Raw genomic sequence first — 26157 nt, 5'->3', positions numbered from 1 at the left:
CATTGGTCTATGGTGTAATTGGCAGCACGACTGATTCTGGTTCAGTTAGTCTTGGTTCGAGTCCAGGTAGACCAGCTCGGATCTGCGGAAACGTACGATCCTCGCCCCCGTTGTGTAGCGGCCTAGCACGCCGCCCTCTCAAGGCGGTAGCGCCGGTTCGAATCCGGTCGGGGGTACAGATGGAGAAGGGTCCCGTTCGATGAACGGGACCCTTCTCCGTGTGCGGTGGCGGGTGGTGCGGGATGTCGAGGACGGCCCGCGCCCGCGCGGAGGCGGGCACGGGCCGGCAGGGGTCAGCTGGAGCGCCGCAGCGCCTCGGAGAGCCGCGAGGCCGCGTCTATGACGGCCTGCGCGTGCATCCGGCCGGGGTGCCGGGTGAGGCGCTCGATCGGGCCGGAGACGGACACCGCCGCCACCACCCGGTTCGACGGGCCGCGCACCGGGGCGGAGACCGAGGCCACGCCCGGCTCGCGCTCGCCGATGGACTGCGCCCAGCCGCGGCGCCGCACGCCGGAGAGCGCGGTCGCGGTGAACCGGGCGCCCTGCAGGCCGCGGTGGAGCCGCTCCGGCTCCTCCCAGGCCATCAGGATCTGCGCCGACGAACCGGCCTTCATGGTCAGCGTCGACCCCACGGGCACGGTGTCCCGCAGTCCGGACAGGCGCTCGGCGGCGGCGACGCAGATCCGCATGTCGCCCTGCCGGCGGTAGAGCTGGGCGCTCTCGCCGGTGACGTCGCGCAGATGCGTGAGCACCGGGCCGGCGGTGGCCAGGAGCCGGTCCTCGCCGGCCGCTGCGGCCAGCTCGGCCAGGCGCGGCCCGAGAATGAAACGGCCCTGCATGTCACGCGCCACCATGCGGTGATGCTCCAGGGCCACGGCCAGTCGATGTGCCGTAGGCCTTGCCAGTCCGGTCGCCGCGACCAGACCCGCGAGGGTGGCCGGACCGGACTCGAGAGCGCTCAGCACAAGGGCCGCCTTGTCCAGAACGCCGACGCCGCTGCTGTTGTCCATGCAACGATATTCGCGTCTCACTCTGTGAAACGCAAGTTCACTTTCGCGTGGGAGCCGCCACTCTGGACGCATGGCGTCGTGGTCGCTGCTTCGGTCGGCCGCCACCTGAGTCTCACGAAGTGCGGGGCCGACGTGGTCCCCGCCGAAGGGAAAGCGATGGGTAGGACACTGGCGGAGAAGGTCTGGGACGACCATGTCGTCCGGCGCGCCGAGGGCGAGCCCGACCTCCTCTACATCGATCTGCACCTGCTCCACGAGGTGACCAGCCCCCAGGCCTTCGACGGCCTCCGCAAGAGCGGCCGCACCGTGCGCCGCCTCGACCTCACCATCGCCACCGAGGACCACAACACCCCGACGATCGACATCGACAAGCCGATCGCGGACCCGGTCTCCCGCGCCCAGCTGGAGACCCTGCGCAAGAACTGCGCGGAGTTCGGCGTCCGGCTGCACTCGCTGGGCGACGTCGAGCAGGGCGTCGTCCACGTGGTGGGACCGCAGCTCGGACTCACCCAGCCCGGCACCACGGTGGTCTGCGGCGACTCGCACACCTCCACCCACGGCGCCTTCGGCGCGCTGGCCTTCGGCATCGGCACCTCGCAGGTCGAGCACGTGCTGGCCACCCAGACGCTGCCCCTGGCCCGCCCGAGGACCATGGCGATCACGGTGAACGGCGAGCTGCCCGACGGCGTCACCGCCAAGGACCTGATCCTCGCCGTGATCACGAAGATCGGCACCGGCGGCGGCCAGGGCTACATCCTGGAGTACCGCGGCAGCGCCATCGAGAAGCTCTCGATGGAGGCCCGGATGACCATCTGCAACATGTCGATCGAGGCCGGCGCCCGAGCGGGCATGATCGCCCCCGACGAGACGACCTTCGCGTACCTCAAGGGCCGCCCGCACGCCCCCGAGGGCGCCGACTGGGACGCCGCGGTGGAGTACTGGCGGACCCTGCGCACCGACGAGGACGCGGTGTTCGACGCCGAGGTCGTCATCGACGCCGCGGAGCTCGCCCCGTTCGTCACCTGGGGCACCAACCCCGGCCAGGGCGCGCCGCTTTCGGCGACGGTCCCGGACCCGGCCTCCTTCGAGGACCCCTCCGAGCGGTTCGCCGCCGAGAAGGCCCTGGAGTACATGGGCCTGGAGGCCGGCACCCCGCTGCGCGAGGTCGCGGTCGACACCGTCTTCGTCGGCTCCTGCACCAACGGCCGCATCGAGGACCTGCGTTCGGTCGCCGAGATCATCAAGGGCCGCAAGGTCGCCGACGGCGTGCGGATGCTCGTCGTGCCCGGCTCCGCGCGGGTGGGCCTGCAGGCCGTCTCCGAGGGTCTGGACGTGGTCTTCAAGGAGGCCGGCGCCGAGTGGCGTCACGCGGGCTGTTCGATGTGCCTGGGCATGAACCCGGACCAGCTGGCCCCCGGCGAGCGCTCCGCGTCCACCTCGAACCGCAACTTCGAGGGGCGGCAGGGCAAGGGCGGGCGCACCCACCTGGTCTCGCCGCCGGTGGCCGCCGCCACCGCCGTCCTGGGCCGGCTGGCCTCCCCGGCCGACCTGTCCGACGCGCCCGCCACCGCCGGCGTCTGAGCGATCCGGCACCGAGGAACGAGGAACCGAGACATGGAAGCTTTCACCGTTCACACCGGCCGGGCCGTCCCGCTGCGCCGCAGCAACGTCGACACCGACCAGATCATCCCCGCGCACTGGCTCAAGAAGGTGACCCGGGACGGGTTCGAGGACGGGCTCTTCGAGGCCTGGCGCAAGGACCCGGAGTTCGTCCTCAACCGCCCCGAGCGGGCGGGCGCCACCGTCCTGGTGGCCGGCCCCGACTTCGGCACCGGCTCCTCCCGTGAGCACGCCGTCTGGGCGCTGCAGAACTACGGCTTCAAGGCCGTGATCTCCTCGCGGTTCGCCGACATCTTCCGGGGCAACTCGCTGAAGAACGGCCTGCTCACGGTGGTGCTGGAGCAGTCCGTGGTGGACGCGCTGTGGGAGCTGGTGGAGAAGGACCCGACCGCCGAGGTCACCGTCGACCTCGAGGCCCGCGAGGTGCGCGCCGAGGGCGTCACCGCCTCCTTCGAGCTGGACGAGAACTCCCGCTGGAGGCTGCTGAACGGCCTCGACGACATCTCCATCACCCTGAGCAACGAGGCGGACATCTCCGCCTACGAGGCCAAGCGCCCCGCCCACAAGCCCAGGACGCTCGCCGCGTGAGCGACGCCTGAGCGACGCCCGGGCGCTGAGCCCCGAGCCGTCGAGGCCCCCGGAACCGACCTGACCGGTCGGTTCCGGGGGCCTTTTTCGGCCACCGCGCGAAGGGCCCGCAACGCCCCGCCGCCACGATTGGGGGTACCTCCGCGCGGCGTGGCGGAGCCGTGTTGACGGTGCCCGATTCGTTCCCAACTCCTGGTTTTAGCTGCGGTGTTGCGCGGGTATTCGAGCTCTGACGCCGCCTGCGGACGGTGTCGTCGAAGGGCTCGCCGAGACGGCAGTTGCACCCTGCGCAGGCGACAACTCGCCCTAGATGGCACAATCTGTGCATGGAACACGACGGCCAACTCGCGCTCTATGCGGCAGTCGCGGACCGGCTCAAGGAAGCGCACACAAGAGTGCGCGCACTGCAAGTCCCGGAGGGCGTACGGGTGGCGCTGACCCGGAAGCTGCTGATCATCACGGCGGCTGCCAAACACGATCTCGGTGACGCGACGAAGCGGCTGGAGCGGTTCACGGACGACCTCGCGCAGGGGCGATTCCCCGCGGAGAGTCTCTGAGCCCTCCGGGGCGGTCGAGTCCGTTGCGGCACAAGGGTGATTAGCCCGTTTCGTGTTTGATTTGCGGTATATATCTGCCTAACGTGCGAAAACGCTTGAACGGATACGTTCTGGCAATGTCTCCGAAGGGGAAGACGTGAACAAGGCGCAGCTCGTAGAAGCGATTGCCGACAAGGTCGGTGGCCGTCAGCAGGCCGCCGACGCGGTGGACGCGGTCCTGGACGCCATCGTCCGCGCGGTCGTCGCCGGGGACCGGGTGTCGGTCACCGGTTTCGGTTCCTTCGAGAAGGTCGACCGTCCGGCGCGCTACGCCCGCAATCCCCAGACGGGGGAGCGGGTGCGGGTGAAGAAGACCTCCGTGCCGCGCTTCCGTGCAGGTCAGGGCTTCAAGGACCTGGTCAGCGGCTCCAAGAAGCTGCCCAAGAACGACGTCGCGGTCAAGAAGGCCCCCAAGGGCAGCCTCACCGGCGGCGCCGCCGCCACCGTGAAGAAGGCCGCGGCCAAGAAGACCACCGCCGCGAAGAAGGCCTCCGCCGCCAAGACCACGGCCGCGAAGAAGACCACGGCGGCGGCCAAGAAGACCACGGCCGCCGCGAAGAAGAGCACGCCGGCGACGGCGAAGAAGACCTCCGCCGCCACCAAGAAGACCACCCCCGCGAAGACCACCGCGACGGCCAAGAAGACCTCCGCCGCCACGAAGAAGAGCACGTCGGCCCCGGCGAAGAAGGCCACCGCGAAGAAGGCGCCCGCCAAGAAGTCCGCTGCGCGCACGACCGCCGCGAAGAAGACGACCTCGCGCGGCGGCAAGTAGGACCGTCACGCACCCCTGGGACAGCTCGCGCGCCGGGCCGGACTCCTCCTCGGAGTCCGGCCCGCGGCGCGTTCAGGGGCGGGCGGGCCCCGGAGCCCGGGAGGCTCCGACGGGCCGGGTCTCAGAAGGTCTGCAGCGTGATCAGGGTGATGTGCGGGATGCCGTCCGCCGCCGGCTTCTCGCCGACCTCCAGGCGCACCCGCTGCCCGGAGCGCAGCAGCAGGAGGCCGCCCGCGTCGAAGGCGGCGGCGTCGAAGGGGACCGGCGTGCCGTCGTCGAGGAGCACCTGACCGGTGCGGGTGTCCGGGTCGAAGGTGTAAGCGGTGGCCTGCATGCGCTCAGCGTACCGGCGGGGCGGGTCCGCGCCCGGCGCGTCCGCGGGACGCGGGGGTGCGGTGGCGCGGTCGCGGAGGAGTGGTGGCGCGGTGGCTGCGTTCGCGGGCGAGTGGTGGTGCGGTGGCGCGGTCGCGGGGGAGTGGTGGCACCGGTCCCGGTCAGGGGCGGGCCGGCAGGAGGCGCGCGGCCGCGGCCGCCGTGCGCGGGCCCACGCCCAGGGCCCAGGCGGCGCGCAGGTCGGCGCCGGTGTCCACGTCCTGACGGACCGACTCCACGTCCGGCACCAGCAGCTCGGCGGCGCCCGAGGCGGCGTGCCGGGCCCGGGAATCCGGACCGAATTGCGGGCGCAATTCGACGCCGGACGACGCCGTCAGCAAAGTCGTCCCGATTCCCGCCGCGTCCGCCAGAAAGGCGCGGGGGAATTCCTCCGCGGCGTGCAGGACACGGGCCAATTCCATCGGCCGCAGTGCCGGGAGATCGGCGTTCAGCGCCGCTACCTCCGCCCCGGGCCGCTCCCGGCGCACCACCGAGGCGCCATGGGCCAGCGCCGCGTTCAGCCCGCCGCCCGCCGTGGCCTCCGGCACGACGCGTGCGCCCAGGCCGCCCAGTTCGCGCGCGGCCAGCGGGTCGTCCGTGACGACCGCCACATCCCGGACCGCGCCGCAGGCCAGCGCCGCGGCCACCGTGTCCTGCGCGAACGCCAGCGCGAGCCCCGGCCGCAGGACGTCCGGGGCGGCGTCCGACAGCCTGCTCTTGGCCCGCGTGAGGGGCTTCAGGGGGATGACCAGGGTCCAGTGCACGCGCGTTCGTACCTCTCTTGTCGCCCACATTGTCCCCCCGCGGCTCCGGCGGCAGGACGACGGCCGTCGTCGGACGGGGCGTACGGTGTTCTCGACAGACGGTCGGCCCGGAGCCACACTTGTGCGACTCGCGACCGACGTGACCGAAGAACCAGGCCCCGGCCCCGTACGGCCGGACGTGCCCAAGAGGAAGGTGTGCGCGTGCCTCGCCGCAGAATCGGCTTCTGGTACCGCTTCGCAGCGGTCATCGCAAAACCGCCGCTGGTGCTTCTGCTGAAGCGGGACTGGCGGGGAATGGAGAACATTCCGGCCGAGGGCGGCTTCATCACGGTCGTGAACCACATTTCGCACGTGGACCCGCTCGTGTACGCGCACTACCAGTACAACACCGGCCGCCTGCCGCGCTTCCTCGCCAAGAGCGGGCTCTTCAAGAAGGGGTTCGTCGGCACCATGATGCGCGGCACCGGCCAGATCCCGGTCTACCGCGAGTCCACCGACGCCCTCAGCGCCTTCCGCGCCGCGATCGACGCGGTGAACCGCGGCGAGTGCGTGGCCTTCTACCCTGAGGGCACCCTCACCCGCGACCCCGACGTCTGGCCGATGACCGGCAAGACGGGCGCCGCCCGGGTCGCTCTGAGCACCAAGTGCCCGGTGATCCCGGTCGCCCAGTGGGGCGCCAACGAGCTGCTGCCGCCCTACAGCAAGAAGCCCAGCCCCTTCCCGCGCAAGACCGCCCGCGTGGTGGCCGGCCCGCCCATCGACCTCTCCCGCTTCCACGACCGTGAGATGACGCCCGAACTCCTCAAGGAGTGCACCGAGGCGATCATGGACGCCATCACCCGCGAGCTGGAGCAGATCCGCGGCGAGAAGGCGCCCGAGCGCCGTTACGACCCGCGCGAGGTCCGCCTCGAGCAGCGCCGCCGGGCCGCCGCCCGTCAGGCCGCCGAGCGGACGGGCGGGCCCGCCGCCACGGCGGGGGAGGGGAACGGCAAGTGACCGACCCCGCCGCGAACGACCCCGTGGGCAGCGAGGCCCGCCCGGCCGGACCCGTCCGGGCCGCCGTCTTCGGCGCCGGCTCCTGGGGCACCGCCTTCGCCGTCGTGCTCGCCGACGCGGGCTGTGAGGTGACCCTCTGGGCGCGCCGCCCGGAAGTGGCCGAGGCGATCAACTCCACCCGGGTGAACGCCGACTACCTGCCCGGCGTCGAGCTGCCCGCGGGGATCCGGGCCACCGCCGACCCCGCCGAGGCGGCCCGCGACGCGGACTTCACCGTCCTGTCGGTCCCCTCCCAGACCCTGCGCGGCAACCTGGCCGCCTGGACGCCCCTGCTCGCCCCCGGCACCGTGCTGGTCTCGCTGATGAAGGGCGTCGAGCTCGGCTCCGCGATGCGGATGAGCGAGGTGGTCGCCGAGGTCGCCAAGGTCGGCCCCGAGCGGGTCGCCGTGGTCACCGGGCCCAACCTGGCGCGCGAGGTGGCCTCCCGGCTGCCCACCACCGCGGTGGTGGCCTGCGCCGAGGAGCCGGTCGCCCGCCGCCTCCAGGCCGCCTGCCACACCCCGTACTTCCGCCCCTACACCAACACCGACGTGGTGGGCTGCGAACTCGGCGGCGCGGTCAAGAACGTCATCGGTCTCGCGGTCGGCATCGCCGACGGCATGGGCCTCGGCGACAACGCCAAGGGCTCGCTGATCACCCGGGGCCTCGCCGAGACCACCCGGCTCGGGCTCGCCATGGGCGCCGACCCGCTGACCTTCGCCGGCCTGGCCGGCCTCGGCGACCTGGTCGCCACCTGCTCCTCGCCGCTGTCGCGCAACCACACCTTCGGCACCAACCTCGGCAAGGGGATGACGCTGGAGGAGACCATCGCCGTCACCCGGCAGACCGCCGAGGGCGTCAAGTCCTGCGAGTCGGTGCGCGACCTCGCCCACCGGCACGGGGTGGACATGCCGATCACCGAGATGGTCGTGGAGATCGTCCACGAGGGGAAGCCGCCGGTGGTCGCCCTCAAGGAGCTGATGGGGCGCGACCCCAAGCCGGAGAGGCGCTGACGAGTCCGTCCGCGAAGGTCCGGCCGGCGCCCGGGCGCGGGGCCGGACCGCCCGGCGGGGGGCCCGAAGGCCGCCGCGCCGCCCGGCCGGCACCCGGCGCGGGGCAGACCGGGCGAATCGACCGTGTGCCCGAGCGCGTCCGCCGACCTGGCCGGAAGCAGCGGGTACGCTCAATCCGTTATGAGCACCCAGAACCTCCCCCAGAGCCCTGAGCGGACCGCCGAGGAACCGCAGCGCAAGCCGCGTGTCGCCGTCGTCTTCGGCGGCCGCAGCTCCGAGCACGGCATCTCCGTGGTGACCGCCGGCGCCGTGCTGCGCGCGATCGACCGGACGAAGTACGACGTCCTGCCGATCGGCATCACCCGGGAGGGGCGCTGGGCCCTGACCGCCGACGAGCCGGACCGCATGGCGATCGCCGAACGCGCCCTGCCGGGCGTGGACGACCTCGCCGAGTCGACCGAGGGCGGCGTGGTGCTCCCCGTGGACCCCTCCAGCCGCGAGGTCGTCTACAGCGAGCCCGGGTCGGTCTCCAAGACCCTGGGCGAGGTCGACGTGGTCTTCCCCGTCCTGCACGGCCCCTACGGGGAGGACGGCACGCTGCAGGGCCTGCTCGAGCTCTCCGGCATCCCGTACGTCGGCGCGGGCGTCCTCGCCTCGGCCGTCGGCCAGGACAAGGAGTACATGAAGCGGGTCTTCACCTCCTTCGGCCTCAAGGTCGGCCCGTACGTCGTGATCCGCCCGCGCGAGTGGGAGCAGGACCGGGCCGCGGCCCGCAGGAAGATCGTGGACCTCGCCGGGGACCACGGCTGGCCGCTGTTCGTGAAGCCGGCGCGGGCGGGCTCGTCCATCGGCATCACCAAGGTCGACGACCCGTCCGGGCTGGACGAGGCGATCGCCGAGGCCCAGTTCCACGACCCGAAGATCATCGTCGAGGCGGCGGTGGTGGGGCGCGAGATCGAGTGCGGCGTCCTGGAGTTCGAGGACGGGCCGCGGGCCAGCGTCCCCGCGGAGATCCCGCCCGCGCAGAGCCACTCCTTCTACGACTTCGAGGCCAAGTACATCGACTCCGCGGCCGGCATCGTGCCGGCGCCGCTCACGCCCGAGGAGACCGCGGAGATCCAGCGGCTGGCGATCGAGGCGTTCGACGCGGCCTCGTGCGAGGGCCTGGTGCGGGCGGACTTCTTCCTCACCCGGGAGGGGGAGTTCGTGATCAACGAGATCAACACGATGCCGGGGTTCACGCCCATCTCCATGTACCCGCGGATGTGGCAGGAGACCGGGGTGTCCTACCCCGAGCTGGTCGACCGGCTGATCCAGGCCGCCCTGCGCCGCCGCACCGGCCTCCGCTGACCCACCCCTCACCGCGGCCTCCTGCCCGTGCCCGGCGGGACGGCCCCGCCCCCTCCCACCCCCGGCCCCGTCCTCCTCGGCCCCGCCCGGCGTCACCGCCGCGCGGGGCCGTCGTGCGTCGCCGTCCGGCGAGCGGCCCGCCCCCCGCGGACCGTTCGGACGCGCCCGTACGGCCGGTGGGGTGACGTGGTCCGCCGGAAGGGCCCGGAGCGGGAAGGAATCAGCGCATCCATTCACCATCCCTCGGCCGAAGCACAGGTATGCAGGTGACCGAGAGTGAAGAGGGGTTGCGCATGCTGGGACTGCGGCTCGCGGTGGCCGAACAGGCCAGGCCGCCCGGAGGTCCGCCCACGGCCCGCGAGGCCGTCCGGGCGGTCGAGGCGGAACTCGCGGACGTGCTCGACGACGCGCTGGCCCGCGCCCGCGACACGGACCCCGTGTACGCGCGCGACGTCGCCGACCGTCTCGCCGCGTTCGTCCGGCGCGGCGGCCGCCGGATGCGCGCCGCGTTCGCCTGGTGCGGCTGGCAGGCCGCCGGCGGCACCGGGGACCCGGCGCCCGTCCTGCGCACCGGCGCGGCCCTGGAGCTGCTGCAGGCGTGCGCGCTGGTCCACGACGACGTGATGGACGGCTCCGCGCTGCGCCGCGGCGCCCCGGCGCTGCACGTGGAGTTCGCCGAACTGCACCGCGCCACGACGCCCGGCGGCGACGGCACGGCCTTCGCCCTGTCCGCCGCCGTGCTCGCCGGGGACCTGGCCCTCACCTGGGCGGACGACCTCATGGCCGACACCGCCCTCGACTCCCCGCACGGCCGCCGGCTGCTGCGCGAATGGCGGGCCATGCGCGGCGAGATGGTGGCGGGCCAGTACCGCGACCTGCACGCGCAGGCCACCGGGGCGTCCGGAATGGACGAGGCGATGACCGTCGCCACCCTCAAGAGCGCCCTGTACACGGTCGAGCGCCCCCTCGCGCTGGGCGCCACCCTGGCCGGGGCGGGAGCCGACGCGACGGAGGCGCTGCGCCGCGCCGGCCGCAGCGCGGGACTGGCGTTCCAGCTCCGCGACGACCTGCTCGGCGCGTTCGGCGACCCCGCTCTCACCGGCAAGCCCGCCGACGACGACCTGCGCACCCGCAAGCTCACCTGCCTGCTCGCCGCCGGCGTCCGCCTCGCCGAGGCCACCGGCGACACCGAGGCCGCCGCGGCGCTCGCCGTCGGCGCGCCCACCGGCACCGAGCAGGACCTGCGGCGGATGCGGGCAGCGCTGACGCGGACCGGGGCCCGCAAGGCCGTCGAGTCGAGGATCGGCGAGCTGGCCGAGGACGCCCTGCGGCACTTCGGCAGCACCGGCGCCCACCCCGCCGTCCGGCGGGAGTTCGCCGCCCTGGTCGAGCGGGCCGCGGGCGTCGCCCTCGACCACGGCGACGTCCCCGGGGAGGAGGCGTGAGGACGGTACCGGGTCCCACGGACCACGTCGTCGTGGTGGGCGCCGGCCTGTCCGGCCTCGCCTGCGCCCTGCACCTGCTCGGCGCGGGACGCCGCGTCACCCTCGTCGAACGCGAGGACGGCCCCGGCGGCCGGGCCGGCCGGGTCAGCCTCGGAGGGTACGAGATCGACACCGGCCCCACCGTGCTGACCATGCCGCACCTGGCCGACGAGGCCTTCGCCGCGGTGGGCGACAGCCTGCGCCACCACGTCGAGCTGACGCCCCTGCACCCGGCCTACCGGGCGAGCTTCGCCGACGGCAGCGCGCTCGACGTGCACACCGACGGCACGGCCATGGAGGACGAGGTCAGGCGGTTCGCCGGGCCGGCCGAGGCGGCGGGCTACCGCCGGCTGCGGGACTGGCTGGAGCGGCTGTACCGGGCCCAGATGCGGCGCTTCATCGACACCAACTTCGACTCGCCCTTCCAGCTGCTCCACCCGGACCTGGCCCGCCTCGCCGCCCTCGGCGGCTTCGGCCGCCTGGACCGCCGCATCGGCCGGTTCATCGACGACCCCCGGCTGCGCCGCGTGTTCTCCTTCCAGGCCCTGTACGCCGGGGTCGCGCCCGCCCGGGCCCTCGCGGCCTACGCGGTGATCGCCTACATGGACACCGTCGCCGGCGTCTGGTTCCCCAAGGGCGGCATGCACGCGCTGCCCCGCGGGATGGCCGACGCGGCGGCCAGGGCGGGCGCCGAACTGCGCTGGTCGTCGGAGGTCACCGAGCTGGAACGCACGGCCGGCCGGGTGCGCGCCGTGCGGCTGGCCTCCGGCGAACGGATCGCCTGCGACGCCGTGGTGCTGACCTGCGAACTCCCCGCCGCGCACGACCTGCTGGGAGGCGCCCCGAAGCGCCCGGTGCGGCTGCGGCACTCGCCGTCCGCCGTCGTCCTGCACGCCGGCACGGACCGCACCTGGGACTCGCTCGCCCACCACACCCTGTCCTTCGGGCACGCCTGGGAGGACACCTTCGAGGAACTCACCCGCTCCGGGAAGCTGATGAGCGACCCCTCCCTGCTCATCACCCGGCCCACCACGCACGACCCCGGCCTCGCCCCGCCCGGCCGGCACCTCCACTACGTCCTGGCGCCCTGCCCGAACACCGCCGTCGGCCCCGCCGCGGCCGACTGGCACGCCCTGGGCCCGCGCTACCGCGACAGCCTGGTCGCCGAACTCGAGCGCCGCGGACTCGACGGCTTCGCCGGCAGCGTCCAGGAGGAGATGCTGGTGACGCCGCTGGACTGGGCGGCCCAGGGACACGCGGCGGGCAGCCCCTTCTCGGTGTCCCACACCTTCGCCCAGACCGGCCCCTTCCGGCCGCGCAACCTGGTGCGCGGCGCGGAGAACGTGGTGCTCGCCGGCTGCGGCACCACCCCGGGCGTCGGCGTGCCCACGGTGCTCATCAGCGGCAAGCTCGCCGCCGCCCGGGTCACCGGCCCGGCCGTCCGCCGGACCTCCGTGCACCTCCCCTCCGCACCCCGGGGCGGCCGCGCCGTCCCGCCGACCCCGGCAGGTGTCCATGACGCGCCGTGAACTGGACGCGGCGCGGATCACCGATCCCGCGCTGCGCGACGCCTACACCCGCTGCCGCGCCCTCAACGCCCGGCACGGCAGGACCTACTTCCTGGCCACCCGCCTCCTGCCGGTGGAGCGCAGGCCGGCCGTGCACGCGCTGTACGGCTTCGCCCGGCGGGCCGACGACCTGGTCGACGACCTCGGCGAGGGCGCGACGCGCGAGGACCGCGACCGGGCGCTGCGCCGCCTCGAGGACGACCTCGCGCGGGCGCTGCGCACCGGCGAGGGGGACGACCCGGTGGTCAAGGCGGTCACCGACACCGCCGAGCGGTACGAGATCGGGCACACCCTGTTCGCCGACTTCCTCGCCTCGATGCGCAGCGACCTGCACGTCACCGACTACCCCACCTACGGCGACCTGCGGGCCTACATGCACGGGTCGGCCGCGGTGATCGGGCTGCAGGTGCTCCCCGTGCTCGGCACGGTGGGACCGCGCGAGGAAGCCGCGCCGTACGCGGCCGCCCTCGGTGAGGCCTTCCAGCTCACCAACTTCCTGCGGGACGTCGGCGAGGACCTGGACCGCGGCCGCATCTACCTGCCGGCCGACCTCCTCGCCTCCCACGGCGTGGACCGGCCGCTGCTGGAGTGGAGCCGCCGCACCGGCCGCGCCGACCCGCGGATCCGGGCCGCCATGATCGCCGCCGAGGAGCTGACCAGGAAGGTGTACCGCGCGGCGGAACCCGGCATCGCGCTCCTCGACCCGCTCACCCGGCCCTGCGTGCGCGCCGCGTTCACGCTGTACGGCGGCATCCTCGACGTGATCGCCGGGCAGGACTACCGGGTGCTGCACCGCCGTGCCGTGGTGTCCGCCGGGCGGCGCGCCGCCACCGCGGCCGCCGGGCTCGCGGGCATCGCCGGTGCGCGGGTCCGCGCCCGCACCGCACGCCGCGCGCCCCGCCCGGGCCGCGCGGCGCCGTCCTCCCGAACCCCTCTGAAAGGACCCGTGAGGTGAGCGACCGAGCGGAAGGCGACGGCTGGACGTCCCCCCTGCGGCGCCGTCGCCGGTCGGACTGGGCGTCCCAGACGCCGACCTGGCGCGACGCGCGCCCCGGCCTCATCGCCGAGGCGCTGAAGCGGGCCTCGGCCCGGCCCTCCGGCAACTGGTTCGTCGTCGGCTCCTCCCGCGGCGTGCGCGCCGGGGACCGCCCGTACGGCAGGACCGTCGCCGGGGTGGAGGTGGTGCTGTGGCGCGCCGAGGACGGCGGACTGCGGGCCGGTCCGGGCGTCTGCCCGCACCTGGGCGCCCCGCTGCGGGACAGCCGGGTGGTGTGCGGGACCCTCGTGTGCCACTGGCACGGCCTGGCCCTGAAGGGCGGCCCGACCGCCGGGTGGGAGCCGTACCCGGTGCACGACGACGGCGTGCTGGTGTGGGTCCGGCTCGACCGGGCGGGCGGCGAGGAGCCGACGGAGCTCCCCGTCGTCCCGGTGCGGCCGGCCGACGGCGCCGGGGTGGACTCGGTGTTCACCGCCGTCGGGCGGTGCGAGCCGGAGGACGTGGTCGCCAACCGGCTCGACCCCTGGCACGGCTCCTGGTTCCACCCCTACTCGTTCGTCGACCTGACGGTCGCCCGGCCGCCCGAGGGGGAGGACGACGACGCGTTCGTCGTCGACGTCTCCTTCCGGGTGACCGACCGCCTGGTGGTGCCGGTCCGCGCGGAGTTCACCGCCCCCGAGCCGCGCACGGTCGTCATGCACATCACCGAGGGGGAGGGCAGCACCTCGGTGGTGGAGACCCACGCCACCCCGCTGACCGCCCCCGGCGACCCCCGGCCGCGGACCGTCGTCGTCGAGGCGGTCGTCGCGGCCTCGGACCGGCGCGGTTTCGCCCTGGCCCGGGCCGTCGCGCCGGTGCTGCGCCCGCTCATGCGGCGGACCGCCGGCCGCCTGTGGCGCGACGACCTCGCCTACGCCGAACGCCGCTGGCAGCTGCGCAGCACGGGTCGCTTCCCGGGTTGAGACCCTTCGCTCCGCCCCCCCGCCGGCCGGTGTCCGGGCGGCGGGGGCGGAGCGGTGCTCAGCGGGCGGCCAGGGCGCCCAGGGCCCGCAGGGCGGGGGAGCGGCCCGCGCGGGGCACCGTCCACAGGACCTGCCCGCGCACACCCCGGTCGGCGAGCAGCGCGCCGGCCGCCAGGAACCCGGTGGTCGCGGCGCGCTCCATCAGCGCCACCGGCAGGTCGCAGCGGATCGCGTCACCGGCCAGCGTCACCCGGGGATCGGGTGTGCGCACGGCCGGCCGCCGGTGGTACGAACCGACCGGGAAGAAGGGGCAGTCGGCCCGCCACTCGTGCCGGGCGTCCACCAGGCGGGCGCCCGCCGTCTCCGGGTAGACCCGGTGCAGGGCGGCGAGCAGCCGGTCCTGCGTCTCCTGCCGGTCCGCGCCGGGCGGGACGGCGTAGGCGTGCAGCTCCACCACCGACCCGCCGGTCCGGGCCGACCAGCGGGCCGCCTCGCCCTCGTACCGCTCCAGGACGCTGATGTTGTCGAGGCCGTCGTAGCCGCTGGTGCCGAGGAAACCGGGCCGGTCGGCGCGCACGGGCCGGTCCAGCCAGAGCCGGGAGACCAGGAAGGGCGGCGCGGTCCGCAGCGCGGCCACGTCGTCCCGCCAAGCGGCGGTGCCGAGGCCCGGGGAGGCGTCGACGAGTGTGCGCAGCGCCCCCGGGTCGAGGGCCAGCACGACCGCTTCGTGGCGCTCCGCCTCCTCCCCGGCCAGCACCTGGACCCCCCCGCCGTCGACCGGCCGCACCTCCCGCACGGCCGTGCCGGTGCGGACCCGGGCGCCCAGGCCGCGCAGGTAGTCGCCGAGCGGCTCCCACAGTGCCTGCGGGAAGGGCTCGGCGGGGACGTCGAACAGCAGGCCCTCGGAGGAGCCGAGGAAGTAGATGTGGAACATCAGCAGCAGCTCGGCCGCCGACAGCTCGCGCGGGTCGGCGAAGAAGCTGCGGGAGAACACCTCGAACGCGAGGTGGTGCGCGGCCTCCGGGAAGCGGACGCTCTCCAGGAAGGCCGTCGCGCTCACGCCGTCGAAGCGCTCGTAGACCTCGGGCACCCGCACGTCGAGCAGCGGCAGCGCGGCCCGGGCGTCCATCGACGCCAGGTCGCGCCAGCCGAAGGTGGGGCTCAGGGCGACGAAGCCGAGCGCGCTGAACGGCGGGGTGCGCGGCACCCGGGCGAAGCTGTCCGTCAGCCCGCCGCTGTGCCGCAGCGGGTAGTCGGGCAGCGGCCGGAGGCGGTCGAGGCCCGGATCCGTGCGCCGCAGCAGCCCCCGCAGGTTGTAGTACTGGCGGAAGAAGGCGTGGAAGCCGCGGCTCATGGTGGCCTCGGAGCCGTCGGCGAGGCGGGTGCCCCAGCCGGCGAGGCGGCCGCCGAGGGCCGTGCCCTGCTCGTAGAGGGTGACCCGGGCGCCCCGCTCGGCGAGCAGGGTCGCCGCGGCCAGCCCGGCGATGCCGCCGCCGACCACGGCGACGGCCGGGGCGTCACCGGGGGAGAAGCGGCTCCGGCCCGGCGCGGGCATCAGGACCTCGGCCTTGCGGTCGCGGCCCCGGCGGGCGGCGCGCGGGCGGGCCCGTGCCGGGTGCCGGCCGGGTGAGGGCGCGGCCGGGGCGACGGGGGCGGGGGCGGGGGCCGGGCTCTGGGCGGGGGGCGTCATCGGCGGTGGTCTCCGGTGGGTGGGGCGGACGGCGGGCGGCGGCGCAGGAAGGGCACCTCGAGGGCGGTGCGGAGCATCGGGCCGACGGGGGTGCGCAGCCCGACGCCGAACTCCTCCCACAGGGAGGTGCGGCCGTCGAGGAAGCGCAGCAGGCGTTCGGCCGGCACGCGGCGGAACAGGTCGGTGAAGAAGGCGGGGCCGTCGACGCGGCCGGTGTCCAGGGCCCGCAGCAGCACCGCGTCCATGGCGAGGGCCCGCCGCCCGTGCGGCGGGGGCACGCTCGCCCGGCCCGCGCGCAGGGCGTCCGCGACGGCTCTGCTCTGGCGCTGCACGGCGGCGAAGGTGTAGCCGGTGGCCGGCCGGGTCGCGCCGCCCGCGGTGCCGATCCGGAAGACGGACCTGCCGTGCCGGCGGGGGAAGCGCCCGTCCGTCATCGGGATGACGCCCTGCTCCGACGCCTCCACGGTGAGCGGGCCGAGGCCGAGCACCCGGCGGCAGTAGTGGTCCAGGGCCGCCTCGTAGGCCTCGGTGCTCAGCGGGGCGCGGGAGAACTCGGTGTACTCCACCAGCGCACGGTCGGGCGCCAGCGGCAGCACGTAGCCGAAGGCCAGTCCGTGGCGCGGCTGCGGCACGCGGAAGTCCATCAGGTCGGCCACCGCGGGGTCGAAGCGGTCGCCGGCGGTGCGCACGAACCAGCCGCGGAAGTGCTGCAGCAGGTGGGTGCGGGCCGGCGGCAGGGCGTCCGCGGGGCGGGAGTCGAACACGTGGCGGGCGTGGAGCAGCAGCGTCTGCCCCTCCCGTGTCCTGCAGCGCACCGCCGCGCCGTCGGCGGTCTCCCGCACCGCCTCCGCGGTGGCCCGCACGATCCTCGTGCCGGGGGAGCGGGCCAGCCGGGCGTGCACGAGCCGCTCAAAGTCCGGGGAGCGGATCATCCGGTAGCGCAGCGGGGCCGGGTCCACGGTCAGGGCCCGGCCGTCCGCTCCGTGGACGCGCAGACGGGACCAGGAGGCGGCGACCGCCTCGCGCAGGTCGCCGTCGCCGGTGCGGCCGCCGGTACGGTCGCCCTCGCCCTGGTCACCGCCGGCACGGTCGCTCTCGGTGCGGACGCCGTCGGCCTGCGCGTCGGTGTCGTCGTCGGTGGTCCAGTGGCACCAGGTGCGCTCGGGCGGGCGCAGGGGGCCGTCGGGGGCCTCCACCAGGGTCAGGGTGAGGGAGGGCGCGGTCCGCGACAGCCGGTGCGCCAGGCTCAGCCCGGCCGCGCCGCCGCCGAGGACGACCACCTCGGACGTCAGGGAGGACGCGGCGGAGCGCGCGCCGTCGAGGGTCACAGTCCACTCCCGGAGGTCTCAGGCGGGTCGCCGGCCTTGCACGTGTCATCGTCTCTTCCGCGGCGGGGCCCGTGGTGGATGCGGCACGCGGGCCGGGCCTCCGTCAGCCGGGTGGCGCGGCCGCGTCGGCGAGCACCTCCCGGGCGGCCCGGGTGCCCGAGGCCAGCGCGCCCTGGACGCTGCCGGTGGCCCGGTGGTCGCCGCAGACGTACCGCCCGGCCCCCAGCCGGGTGGTGCGGCTCAGCGGCCACGGCGGCTCCATCACGGGGAGGGCCCCCCGCACGGTGTACGCGGCGACCTGCCGCCAGTCGCCGGTGCCGGTCCCGTACAGCTCGCCCAGGCGGCGCAGCACCTCCTCGCCCCTGCCCGGACGGTCGTCGCCCAGGACCGAGGTGGAGACCAGCGCGGTCCCCGGCGGCGCGTAGGTGGACGTGACCTCGCTCAGCACGCAGGTGTTCAGCACCCGCAGGGTGCTGTCCACCACCAGCGTCGGCTCGTCCAGCGGGGGGCGGGCGGCCGCGTGGTAGTAGGTGGTGACCGTGCGCCCGGCCGGTGCGGCCACTCCCGGCAGCAGCCGCGCCGCGGTGGCCGCGTCGGTCGCCACCACGACGCTCGGGGCGGCCAGTTCGCGGCCGTCCGCGAGGAGCACGCCGTCGTCGGTGACCGCCTGCACCGGTGACTCGAGGCGGAGCACGCCCTCGGGCAGGCCGCCGGCCAGTTGGGCGGGGACGGCGCCGACGCCGTCGGCGGGCAGGCAGAGCGTGCCGCGGACCATCGTCCGCCAGACCAGGTGGAAGAAGCGGGCGGAGGTCTCGAGACGGTCCTCCAGGAACACCCCCGCCAGGAACGGGCGCAGGACGCCGTCCACGGTGCCCGGCGAGACCCCGGCGCGGGCCAGGGCGGCGGCCGTGGACCGGGTGTCCGGGCTCCGGGTGAGGACCCGCGCGGGCAGCACGGCGTCGCGGGCGGTGATCACGCCCAGGGCGGCGAGGTCGCGGGCCGGAAGGACCCGCCCCGGCAGCAGCGCGCCCGCCTCCGCGGGGCGGCGGGTGGGGTCGCAGAGCCGGACGGGGCCGTCCGCGGTGTGTGCCAGCAGGCCGGGGGTGAACGGCCGCAGCCGCAGGGCTTTGAGGTCGAGACGCCGCTTGACCTGGGGGTACGAGGTGTTGAACACCTGGAAGCCGCGGTCCAGCGTGAACCCGTCCAGCCGGTCCGTGCGCACCCGGCCGCCCACACCGTCGGACGCCTCCAGCAGGGCCACGCGCCGGCCCGCGCGGCACAGGTCCAGCGCGCAGGCCAGACCGGCGAGACCCGCACCGACGACCACGGTGTCCGGGGTGTGCGGCGGCTGATCGCTCATGGTGCCTCTTCCCTCCGGGCCTCCCGAGCCACCCCCGCGGGGACGGCGGGCTCCGCCGGGGCCGATGCCCCGGCCGCGTACCGGCCGGCCCGCTCGACGCGGCGGGGCCGGACAGCACCGCCGCCGGGTACCCGCCGCCCGGCCGCCGGCACCTCGGCCACCCGCACCTCAACCCGCGCGCCCTCCGACCGCCCGCGCCTCAGCCGCCCGCACCTCAGCCGCGCGCCGCGGACTCCATCGCCGCGACGGCCTCGGCCAGGCCCGGGGGATGGGGAAGCCCCGCGGCGGTCCGGCCGGCCCAGCCGGGGCCCAGGGTCAGGACGGCCGGTCGTCTGCGGGCCCCGCGCACCCCCCACTCGATGGCCGCCACGTGCAGGGCCAGCGGCCGGCTGGCGGTGGTGCGGGACTGGGCCCACAGCCCCACCACCGCCGGTCCCGTCCGGCGCACGGCGGTCACCAGGGACTCCACCGGCAGCGCCCCGCCGAACATCCGCACCGGCAGCCCCCGTTCGGCCAGCGCCGCCGACAGCGCCTCCAGCGGCAGCGTGTGGTTCTCCCCGGGGACGCAGGCGAGCACCGTGGTCGCGCCGGGCCGGTCGGCGACCACCGGAGGCGCGTGGCGCCGCAGCGCACCGGAGACGTGCCAGGACAGGAAGTGCTCGACCTCCACGTACCGCTCGCCCGAGCTCTCCCACTTGCGGCCGACCGCCTGCAGGGTCGGCATGATCACCTCCGTCCAGGAGGCCACCAGGCCGTGCTCGCGTATGACGTCGTCCAGGAGTCCGTCGAGGGCCACGGCGTCCAGGCGCAGCGCCGCGCGGGCGATGCCCTTGCACTCCTGCCGCACGTCGCCCAGCCGCAGCCCCGACCCGGCCCGGCTGCGCGCACCGCCCTCCGTGCGCACCGGGGCGGGAGCCGCCCCAGCCCTCCGAGGCGCGGGAGCCGCCTCGTCCCCCCGCGGGGCGGAAGCCGTCCCGCCCCCACGAGAGGCGCCGGTCGCCCCGCTCCGACGGGAGGCGCCGGTCGCCGGGCCCCCGCGCGGCGGCGCGGCCGGGGCCGTCCCGGCGAGGACCACCCGCGCGGCCTCGGCCGGCGGCACGCCCGTCGCCGTCAGGGCGCACATCCGCTCCAGCCGGGCCAGGTCCGCGGCCGTCCACCGCCGGTGCCGCCCGCCGTCGCGCGTGGCGGGCCCCAGCCCGTAACGGCGGTCCCAGGTGCGGACCGTGGTCGGGGCCACGCCCAGCCGCCGTGCCACCTCCCCGGTGGTCAGCCCGCCCTCGTCCACCACCTCGCGGAGCTCCTCGTCCATCGTCCGCACCTCCTGTCGCTCGCCCCCCATCTTACGACGCAGAAACGACGCATGTTGAGTGCGTCGTTTTCGCTCACAAGACTGGCGGACACGAGCCGGTGGCGAGGCCGCACGCGCCGTCCTGGCCCGCTCCGCGGGCGGTTTCCGCCCGCACGGCGCAGACGGCAGGAGGAACACATCATGAGCAGCACGTTCACGCGGGACACCGGCGTCCGGCCCACGGGCCCCCCGCCCCGGGCCCGGTCCTCCGCCGAGGACGACGAGGCGGAACTCGTCCGCGGACTGCGCGCGGCCGACCAGGACGCCTTCGCCGCCGTCTACCGGCGGTGGGGCCCCCTCGTCCACACCATGGCCACCCGCTCGCTCGGCGACTCCCACGAGGCCGAGGACGTGACGCAGCAGGTCTTCCTCGGCGCCTGGCGCGGCCGCGACGGCTATCACCCGGAACGCGGGTCGCTGGGCGGCTGGCTCGTCGGCATCACCCGGCGCAAGATCGTCGACGCGCTGGCGGCGCGGACCAGGCGGCCCACCCCCCACGACACCGTCGGGCAGGGCGACGAGGACCTCGTCGGGCGCCCCGCCGCCGCGCCCGACGACGTCCTCGACCGGGTGCTCCTGGTCGACGCCCTCTCCCGGCTGCCCCGCAGTCAGCGCGAGGTGCTCTGCATGGCCTTCTACCAGGACCTGACCCAGGCCGGCATCGCCGAGCGCACCGGCCTCCCCCTGGGCACCGTCAAGAGCCACACCCGCCGCGGCCTGCACCGGCTGCGCACGGCGATAGGCCAGGGAGTCAGGACCGAGCCGCAGGGGTAGTCGGCCGATTTGAGAAAAATGTCCGCCGTGTGCATCCGTCAGGGAAGCCGCGCGCGAACCAAGAGCGAGACCGCGCGAGCCCGCGCGGACCTCCACGAAGGGATGATTGCCATGACCTCCCGCACCCCCTTCCGCATCGCCGCCTCCGCCGGCGCCTGCGCCCTGGCCCTCGGAGTCGCCGCGCCCATGGCCGTGGCCGCCGGGGACAGCGACAAGGCGGCCGAGACGGCCAAGGTGTCCGTCTTCCACGGCGTGCCGGGCTTGACCGTCGACGTCTACGCCAACGGCGACCGGCTGGTGGGCGACTTCAAGCCCGGCACCGTCACCCAGCCGCAGGACCTGGCTGCCGGCACCTACGACATACAGCTCTTCAAGGCCGGCCAGGGGCCCGACGGCACCCCCGCCCTGGAGAAGACGGTCAAGGTGCCCGAGGGAGCCAACGCCACGATCGCGGCGCACCTGACCGCCGACGGCAAGCCCACGGTCAGCACCTTCACGAACGACACGTCCACGATCGACGCCGGCAAGACGCGGCTGACCGTGCGGCACGTCGCCGCGGCCCCGGCCGTGGACGTCCGGGCCGGCGGACAGGCCGTCTTCAAGGGCCTGACGAACCCGAACCAGGACTCCACCGTGGTGGACGCCGGCACCGTCTCGGCCGACGTGACGCTCGCCGGCACCGACACCGTGGCGATCGGTCCCGCCGACCTGAACCTCAAGGAGGGCAGCGACAACATCGTCTACGCCTGGGGCAGCGCGAACGACAAGAACCTTGCCCTGGCGACCCAGACGCTCAGCGGGATGGGCAGCACCCCGAAGGCCGTCCCCGCGGGCGGCGCGCAGGCCGCCGGAGTCACGCAGAACTCCCCGGACGCCTGGCTGGCCTGGGCCGCGGTCACCGGCGCGGTCACCCTGACCGGCGTCCACCTGGTCCGCCGCGCCGCGGAACGCCGTGGGTGAGCGGACGGGCCGACTCGTCGCCCTGGCCACGACGATCGCCGCGCTGGCGGCGGTCGTCGGGGTCGACGAGGGGACCGGACAGGCGGTGGCGGTCCCGGATTTCGGGCCCGCCCTCGCCGACCCGTCCACCCTCGCGCCGACCGCCGCCGCCCAGGCTCCCGCCGCTGCGGCTCCCGCGGGGTCTCCCGCGCCGTCCCTGGCTCCCGCTCCGCCCGGCACGGCCGCACGGCCGGACCGGCCGGCGCGGGAGGAGGACGAACGTCGTGCGCACGCTCCGCTGCGCGTGCTGGTGCGCGCGATCGGGCTGGACGCGCAGGTCCTGCCGGTCGGCGTCACCCGGGACGGGGACATGCGCGTGCCGTCCGACCCGGCCGTCGCGGGCTGGTACCGCTTCGGCCCCGCCCCGGGCGGCGACCGCGGCTCCGCCGTGCTGGCCGGGCACCTCGACGACGCCACCGGAGCCCTCGGCACGTTCGCGCTGCTGCGCGAGGCGGAGCCCGGCGACCAGGTGGAGGTGTGGCGCGAGGGGGCCGAACCGGTCCGCTACCGCGTCACCGCCCGCACCACGGTGCCCGACGACGCGCTGCCGCCCGCGGTGTTCCGCCGCGACGGCCCTCCCGTCCTCACCCTGATCACCTGTGCCCCGCCCTTCGTCCCCGGCGAGGGCGGCTACCGGGCCAACCTGGTCGTCGTCGCGGAGCCGGTCCCCGCGTGAGAGCGACGACGGCACCGGGCGGCGCGGAACGCGGCACGGCACAGCGACAAGGAAGACTACGGTGGCGCACGTCGACCCGACCCGCCTGATGGAACTCGCCCAGGGCCACCGGGCCCCGCCCGGCGACCCCGTCGTGTGCCACCTCGCCCGCTGCGCGCCCTGCCGGGAGGAACTGCGCCGGACCGCGCTTGTCGTCGCGGCCGCGCGCGGGGTGCGGGAGCCGGACCTGCCGGCCGCGCCCCCGGAGCGGGTCTGGCGGCGCATCGCCGAGGGCCTCGGCGATCCGGAGGCGCCCCCCGCGCCGCGGGCCGGCCCTCCGCACGGGCCCGCCGCCGTCCTCCGGCAGCGCCTGCGCGGCATCCTCCGGCGGGTCCGCGGGCTCCGAGGGCTCGGCGGTTAGGGCCTGTGCCCGGGGCGGTCAGTCCGCGATGCCGCGCGGCACCGTCCGCTTGATCGCGGGCGCCAGGTCGACCAGCGCGAAGGACCCGCTCTCCGCGGCCACCTCCTCGGGGAGGGTGACCTCGACGTACGCCCGGCGCAGCGCCGTGGTGAAGCGGTGCCCGCCGCCCTCCAGCTCCTCCATGACGTACGACACCCCCTCGATCTGTACGGGCACCTGATCCGGATCGCTCATCACGGGGGGTCGCGGAATGCCGCAGCGGAGTATGATCGCCGGGCTTCCCCAGCCCGCCGTGAACTCGGACTGCGGCTCGGGGTCGGACCGGTCCTCGTCGACCACCGTCCCCGGCAGCGCCTCGTCCAGCGCACGGCAGAGTCCGGCCACTTCCTTGCCCGGAGCGGGAACCGCCGCTTCGGCCCGGTCGTCTGCCGAGGAGCAGGCGGCAGCCAGGAGCAGCAGCAGCCCGGCCGCGCCCGCCGACGCGAGCGGACGGGCCCGACGGGCACGGGAGGCAGGCCGGTGACGGGAGGAGTTCACCGGCCCAGGGTAGACGGGGGCTACAGATGCACGACCGGGCAGGTCAGTGTCCGCGTGATGCCGTCCACCCCCTGGATCTTCGCGACGACCATGCGACCGAGCTCGTCGACCGACTCGGACTGCGCCCGCACGATCACGTCGTACGGGCCGGTCACGTCCTCGGCCTGGATCACACCGGAGAACTTGCTGATCGTGTCGGCGACGGAGGACGCCTTGCCTACCTCCGTCTGGATGAGGATGTACGCCTGTACCACGGAACCTCCAGGGCGGCTTCGAGGATCGTGTGGGGAAAAGGAACGCCACGGTATCGCGTAGCCCCACCCCGGGGGGAGACCTCGCCGATCAAGGGCTCTCGCGCCAGGGTGCACTCCCCGGCGCGGGTTGACGCCGTCCGCGGCCGCCGTGACGCCCGTGACCTGCGAACCGGGAGGCCCCGCGCGCAGGCGGACCCCGCCGACATGTACACAGGGGGATACGCATGACACTGATACCCGGCACAACGACGGCTGAAGGGAACGGTGAGACGCGGTGAAGGGAACCGTGGGGGAACTGGGGGAGTTCGGGCTCATCAGGGAGCTCACCTCCCGGCTCACCACCACCCCGGCGGTCCGGCTCGGTCCGGGCGACGACGCCGCCGTGGTCTCCGCACCCGACCGGCGCGTGGTGGCGAGCACCGACATCCTGATCGAGGGCCGCCACTTCCGCCGGGACTGGTCGACCGCCTACGACGTCGGCCGCAAGGCCGCCGCGCAGAACCTGGCCGACATCGCCGCGATGGGCGCCGTGCCGACGGCCCTGCTGCTCGGCCTGGTGCTGCCTGCCGACCTGCCGGTGACCTGGCCGACGGAGCTGATGGACGGCCTGCGCGACGAGTGCCAGGTGGCCGGCGCGGCCGTGGTCGGCGGGGACGTCGTGCGAGGCGACACCATCACCGTCTCCATCACGGCCCTCGGCGACCTGCGCAACCACGAACCGGTGACCCGGGCCGGCGCGCAGCCCGGCGACCTGGTCGCGGTCACCGGCTGGCTGGGCTGGTCGGCGGCCGGCTACGCGGTGCTCTCCCGCGGGTTCCGCTCGCCGCGCGCCTTCGTGGAGGCGCACCGCCGCCCCGAGCCGCCGTACCACGCGGGTCCCGCCGCGGCCTCGCTCGGGGCGACCGCCATGTGCGACGTCAGCGACGGCCTGATCGCCGACCTCGGGCACATCGCGGAAGCCAGCAAGGTCCGCATCGACATCCGCTCCGGCGCGCTGGACATCCCCACCCAGATGCACGACATCGGCTCCGCGGTCGGCGTCGACCCGCTGCAGTGGGTGCTCACCGGGGGCGAGGACCACGCCATCGTGGCCACCTTCCCGCCCGACGTGAAGCTGCCCGCCCGGTGGAAGGTGATCGGCGAGGTCCTCAACCCGTCGGCGCTGCCCCAGGTCACCGTGGACGGCGCCCCCTGGACCCGCAAGGGCGGCTGGGACCACTTCGCGGACATGGAGGACTGAGAAGCACGTGGGGGACCAGGAGACGACCGGCGCCCAGGCGCCGCCGCTGGTGCTGACCGTCGCCGGATCCGACTCCGGCGGCGGCGCGGGCATCCAGGCGGACCTGAAGACGATGCTCGCGCTCGGCGTGCACGGCATGAGCGTGCTGACCGCCGTCACCGCGCAGAACTCACGCGGCGTGCACGGCGTGTGGGACCTCCCCGCCGAGGCGGTGCGCGCCCAGTACCGGGCGGTGGCCGACGACATCGGCGTGCACGCCGTCAAGACCGGGATGCTGTCCTCCGCCGAGCTGGTCGAGCTCGTCGCCGAGCTGATCGGCTCGACCGCCGCGCCGGCGGTGGTCGACCCGGTGAGCGTCTCCAAGCACGGCGATCCGCTGCTGGCCGCCTCCGCCCTCGACGCGGTGCGCGGCCGGCTGCTGCCCGCGGCCACCGTGGTGACCCCCAACCTGGACGAGGTGGCCCAGCTCACCGGCGTGCGGGTGGAGGACGAGAGCGGCATGCGGCGGGCGGCCGCCGCCCTGCTGGAGTTCGGGCCGCGCTGGGTGCTGGTCAAGGGCGGTCACCTGGCGGGCGAGGCGGTGGACCTGCTGACCGACGGCGCCGAGGAGCACTGGCTCCGGGCACCGCGGCTCGACAACCGCCACACCCACGGCACCGGATGCACCCTCGCCTCCGCGATCGCCTCCCACCTCGCGCTCGGGCTGCCGGTGCCGGAGGCGGTGGCCGGGGCGAAGGAGTACGTCACGGGCGCGATAGCCGCCGGGTTCCGGCTCGGGTCGGGCATCGGCCCCGTCGACCACGGCTGGCGCACGCGCGGACGGTGACGGGCCTGCCCCGCCCGGGGCGGCGCGTCCGGACGGACAGCAGAAAGCCGGTCCACGGGAATCGTGGACCGGCTCAATGCAGCGAACCAGCAGTGGCCGCGCGTGATGTCCCCACAACCCGGGGAGTCCCGGGAGAGTGGGTGATGGACGTCAGCGCGAGACCTTGCCGGCCTTGATGCACGAGGTGCAAGCGTTCACGCGCTTCGGCGTCCCGCCCACCACGGTACGAACGCGCTGGATGTTGGGGTTCCAGCGACGGGGCGTACGGCGGTGCGAAAACGAGATGTTGTTGCCGAAGCTCGGGCCCTTGCCGCAGACGTCGCAGTTGGCAGCCACGGGTCACTCCAAAGACTTCAGATGCACTTACGGTGGACCCCGGCATGCCAGGGGTCGGATCGAAGGGATCTGAGTGGCCTTGCCAGGGGAATGGCCCGAACGGATCGGGCAACCGGAACAGCATACAACGGCTGTGTCCGTTCGACGAAACTACCACGGAGCCTCCGTCCGCCCGCCCGGAGCCCTCGCACGGGGCGGTGCCGCCGGGGTCGGGGAGACAGGGTGGAACACCGGCCGCGGGCGGGGACTACGCTGCCT

Annotated in this window: 27 protein-coding genes and 2 tRNA genes; 19 read left to right on the top strand and 10 right to left on the bottom strand. The window is 75.0% G+C overall.

From position 1 onward, the window contains the following. Positions 1-3 precede the first annotated feature (3 nt). Together Sfr03f_RS14030 and Sfr03f_RS14025 are read left to right on the top strand one after the other, a co-directional pair. Positions 4-75 (top strand) — tRNA-Gln (locus Sfr03f_RS14030). A 28-nt stretch (positions 76-103) separates the two neighbouring features. After that, positions 104-176: transfer RNA gene (locus tag Sfr03f_RS14025), tRNA-Glu, on the top strand. Positions 177-293: 117 nt separating this feature from the next. Here the strand turns inward: Sfr03f_RS14025 and ndgR are convergent. Next, positions 294-1010 carry an IclR family transcriptional regulator NdgR gene (ndgR, locus tag Sfr03f_RS14020; protein ID WP_108954235.1) on the bottom strand — a complete coding sequence of 239 codons (717 nt, stop codon included), beginning with the start codon at positions 1008-1010 and terminating at the stop codon, positions 294-296. A gap of 156 nt (positions 1011-1166) precedes the next feature. Between ndgR and leuC the strand changes: the two genes are divergently transcribed. The 4 genes from leuC to Sfr03f_RS14000 all read left to right on the top strand — a co-directional run bounded on the left by leuC (position 1167) and on the right by Sfr03f_RS14000 (position 4586). Further along, positions 1167-2591 (top strand): 3-isopropylmalate dehydratase large subunit, encoded by a 1425-nt coding sequence (gene leuC, locus Sfr03f_RS14015; protein ID WP_108954234.1) that lies wholly within the window; start codon positions 1167-1169, stop codon positions 2589-2591. Positions 2592-2624: 33 nt separating this feature from the next. Continuing rightward, positions 2625-3218 carry a 3-isopropylmalate dehydratase small subunit gene (leuD, locus tag Sfr03f_RS14010; protein ID WP_108954233.1) on the top strand — a complete coding sequence of 198 codons (594 nt, stop codon included), beginning with the start codon at positions 2625-2627 and terminating at the stop codon, positions 3216-3218. A 326-nt stretch (positions 3219-3544) separates the two neighbouring features. Beyond that, the gene (locus Sfr03f_RS14005) at positions 3545-3775 is read left to right on the top strand and encodes an SCO5555 family protein (RefSeq protein WP_108954232.1); all 231 of its coding nucleotides are present in this window, start codon (positions 3545-3547) and stop codon (positions 3773-3775) included. Positions 3776-3911: 136 nt separating this feature from the next. Further along, complete coding sequence (locus tag Sfr03f_RS14000) at positions 3912-4586, top strand: HU family DNA-binding protein (RefSeq protein WP_108954231.1); 675 nt, start codon at positions 3912-3914, stop codon at positions 4584-4586. Positions 4587-4707: 121 nt separating this feature from the next. Here Sfr03f_RS14000 and Sfr03f_RS13995 read toward each other — a convergent pair whose 3' ends face one another. Further along, positions 4708-4920, bottom strand: a complete 213-nt coding sequence (locus Sfr03f_RS13995) for a hypothetical protein (protein WP_108954230.1) — start codon at positions 4918-4920, stop codon at positions 4708-4710. A gap of 160 nt (positions 4921-5080) precedes the next feature. Continuing rightward, positions 5081-5722: a 2-phospho-L-lactate guanylyltransferase gene (gene cofC, locus Sfr03f_RS13990; RefSeq protein WP_108954229.1), complete on the bottom strand. Its 642-nt coding sequence runs from the start codon at positions 5720-5722 to the stop codon at positions 5081-5083. A 201-nt stretch (positions 5723-5923) separates the two neighbouring features. Between cofC and Sfr03f_RS13985 the strand changes: the two genes are divergently transcribed. From Sfr03f_RS13985 to Sfr03f_RS13955, 7 genes are all read left to right on the top strand, one after another. Further along, positions 5924-6718, top strand: a complete 795-nt coding sequence (locus Sfr03f_RS13985; protein WP_108954228.1) for a lysophospholipid acyltransferase family protein — start codon at positions 5924-5926, stop codon at positions 6716-6718. A 23-nt stretch (positions 6719-6741) separates the two neighbouring features. After that, the gene (locus Sfr03f_RS13980; protein WP_108954968.1) at positions 6742-7770 is read left to right on the top strand and encodes an NAD(P)H-dependent glycerol-3-phosphate dehydrogenase; all 1029 of its coding nucleotides are present in this window, start codon (positions 6742-6744) and stop codon (positions 7768-7770) included. 180 nt (positions 7771-7950) lie between these two features. After that, positions 7951-9120, top strand: a complete 1170-nt coding sequence (locus Sfr03f_RS13975; protein ID WP_108954227.1) for a D-alanine--D-alanine ligase family protein — start codon at positions 7951-7953, stop codon at positions 9118-9120. A gap of 293 nt (positions 9121-9413) precedes the next feature. Continuing rightward, positions 9414-10565, top strand: coding sequence for a polyprenyl synthetase family protein (locus Sfr03f_RS13970; RefSeq protein ID WP_245967613.1), 1152 nt, complete (start codon positions 9414-9416; stop codon positions 10563-10565). After that, positions 10562-12133 (top strand): phytoene desaturase family protein, encoded by a 1572-nt coding sequence (gene crtI, locus Sfr03f_RS13965; RefSeq protein WP_108954225.1) that lies wholly within the window; start codon positions 10562-10564, stop codon positions 12131-12133. The genes Sfr03f_RS13970 and crtI overlap by 4 nt, the downstream gene beginning before the upstream one ends. Then, on the top strand, positions 12120-13127 hold the full coding sequence (locus Sfr03f_RS13960) for a phytoene/squalene synthase family protein (RefSeq protein WP_108954224.1): 1008 nt from the start codon (positions 12120-12122) through the stop codon (positions 13125-13127). The genes crtI and Sfr03f_RS13960 overlap by 14 nt, the downstream gene beginning before the upstream one ends. Beyond that, positions 13124-14131, top strand: a complete 1008-nt coding sequence (locus tag Sfr03f_RS13955; RefSeq protein WP_108954223.1) for a DUF5914 domain-containing protein — start codon at positions 13124-13126, stop codon at positions 14129-14131. Before Sfr03f_RS13960 ends, Sfr03f_RS13955 begins: the two co-directional genes overlap by 4 nt. A gap of 58 nt (positions 14132-14189) precedes the next feature. Here Sfr03f_RS13955 and Sfr03f_RS13950 read toward each other — a convergent pair whose 3' ends face one another. The 4 genes from Sfr03f_RS13950 to Sfr03f_RS13935 form a co-directional block, all read right to left on the bottom strand. Then, positions 14190-15686 carry an FAD-dependent oxidoreductase gene (locus tag Sfr03f_RS13950; protein ID WP_174721605.1) on the bottom strand — a complete coding sequence of 499 codons (1497 nt, stop codon included), beginning with the start codon at positions 15684-15686 and terminating at the stop codon, positions 14190-14192. 131 nt (positions 15687-15817) lie between these two features. Further along, positions 15818-17149 (bottom strand): lycopene cyclase family protein, encoded by a 1332-nt coding sequence (locus Sfr03f_RS13945; protein ID WP_245967560.1) that lies wholly within the window; start codon positions 17147-17149, stop codon positions 15818-15820. Between the two features lie 103 nt (positions 17150-17252). Next, positions 17253-18509, bottom strand: coding sequence for an NAD(P)/FAD-dependent oxidoreductase (locus Sfr03f_RS13940; RefSeq protein WP_108954221.1), 1257 nt, complete (start codon positions 18507-18509; stop codon positions 17253-17255). Positions 18510-18723: 214 nt separating this feature from the next. Then, positions 18724-19818: a MerR family transcriptional regulator gene (locus tag Sfr03f_RS13935; RefSeq protein ID WP_108954220.1), complete on the bottom strand. Its 1095-nt coding sequence runs from the start codon at positions 19816-19818 to the stop codon at positions 18724-18726. A gap of 180 nt (positions 19819-19998) precedes the next feature. Here Sfr03f_RS13935 and Sfr03f_RS13930 point away from each other — a divergent pair, with 180 nt between their 5' ends. From Sfr03f_RS13930 to Sfr03f_RS13915, 4 genes are all read left to right on the top strand, one after another. After that, a complete protein-coding gene (locus Sfr03f_RS13930) occupies positions 19999-20631 on the top strand; it encodes an RNA polymerase sigma factor (RefSeq protein WP_108954219.1) in 633 nt (210 codons plus the stop codon). A gap of 111 nt (positions 20632-20742) precedes the next feature. Continuing rightward, positions 20743-21591, top strand: coding sequence for a DUF4397 domain-containing protein (locus Sfr03f_RS13925; RefSeq protein ID WP_108954218.1), 849 nt, complete (start codon positions 20743-20745; stop codon positions 21589-21591). Beyond that, positions 21584-22306, top strand: coding sequence for a class F sortase (locus Sfr03f_RS31235; protein ID WP_245967559.1), 723 nt, complete (start codon positions 21584-21586; stop codon positions 22304-22306). The genes Sfr03f_RS13925 and Sfr03f_RS31235 overlap by 8 nt, the downstream gene beginning before the upstream one ends. 61 nt (positions 22307-22367) lie before the next feature. After that, positions 22368-22706 carry a hypothetical protein gene (locus tag Sfr03f_RS13915; protein WP_108954217.1) on the top strand — a complete coding sequence of 113 codons (339 nt, stop codon included), beginning with the start codon at positions 22368-22370 and terminating at the stop codon, positions 22704-22706. A gap of 18 nt (positions 22707-22724) precedes the next feature. Here the strand turns inward: Sfr03f_RS13915 and Sfr03f_RS13910 are convergent, their stop codons facing one another. Both Sfr03f_RS13910 and Sfr03f_RS13905 read right to left on the bottom strand, forming a co-directional pair. Continuing rightward, positions 22725-23243: a DUF3515 domain-containing protein gene (locus Sfr03f_RS13910; RefSeq protein WP_108954216.1), complete on the bottom strand. Its 519-nt coding sequence runs from the start codon at positions 23241-23243 to the stop codon at positions 22725-22727. A 20-nt stretch (positions 23244-23263) separates the two neighbouring features. Next, positions 23264-23497, bottom strand: a complete 234-nt coding sequence (locus tag Sfr03f_RS13905) for an Lrp/AsnC family transcriptional regulator (RefSeq protein WP_108954215.1) — start codon at positions 23495-23497, stop codon at positions 23264-23266. A 274-nt stretch (positions 23498-23771) separates the two neighbouring features. On the opposite strand from Sfr03f_RS13905, the gene Sfr03f_RS13900 reads away from it, so the two are divergent. Together Sfr03f_RS13900 and thiD are read left to right on the top strand one after the other, a co-directional pair. Beyond that, positions 23772-24737 carry a thiamine-phosphate kinase gene (locus tag Sfr03f_RS13900; RefSeq protein WP_108954214.1) on the top strand — a complete coding sequence of 322 codons (966 nt, stop codon included), beginning with the start codon at positions 23772-23774 and terminating at the stop codon, positions 24735-24737. A 7-nt stretch (positions 24738-24744) separates the two neighbouring features. Further along, positions 24745-25563 carry a bifunctional hydroxymethylpyrimidine kinase/phosphomethylpyrimidine kinase gene (gene thiD / locus Sfr03f_RS13895; RefSeq protein WP_108954213.1) on the top strand — a complete coding sequence of 273 codons (819 nt, stop codon included), beginning with the start codon at positions 24745-24747 and terminating at the stop codon, positions 25561-25563. A gap of 150 nt (positions 25564-25713) precedes the next feature. Here the strand turns inward: thiD and rpmB are convergent, their stop codons facing one another. Then, on the bottom strand, positions 25714-25899 hold the full coding sequence (rpmB, locus tag Sfr03f_RS13890) for a 50S ribosomal protein L28 (protein WP_108954212.1): 186 nt from the start codon (positions 25897-25899) through the stop codon (positions 25714-25716). Between the last annotated feature and the right edge of the window lie 258 nt (positions 25900-26157).

Origin of the sequence: Streptomyces fragilis (genome assembly GCF_003112515.1) — a bacterium.
GTDB lineage: Bacteria > Actinomycetota > Actinomycetes > Streptomycetales > Streptomycetaceae > Streptomyces > Streptomyces fragilis.
The sequence above is the reverse complement of the archived record's forward strand: the minus strand, read 5'-3'. Positions and strand labels throughout refer to the sequence as shown.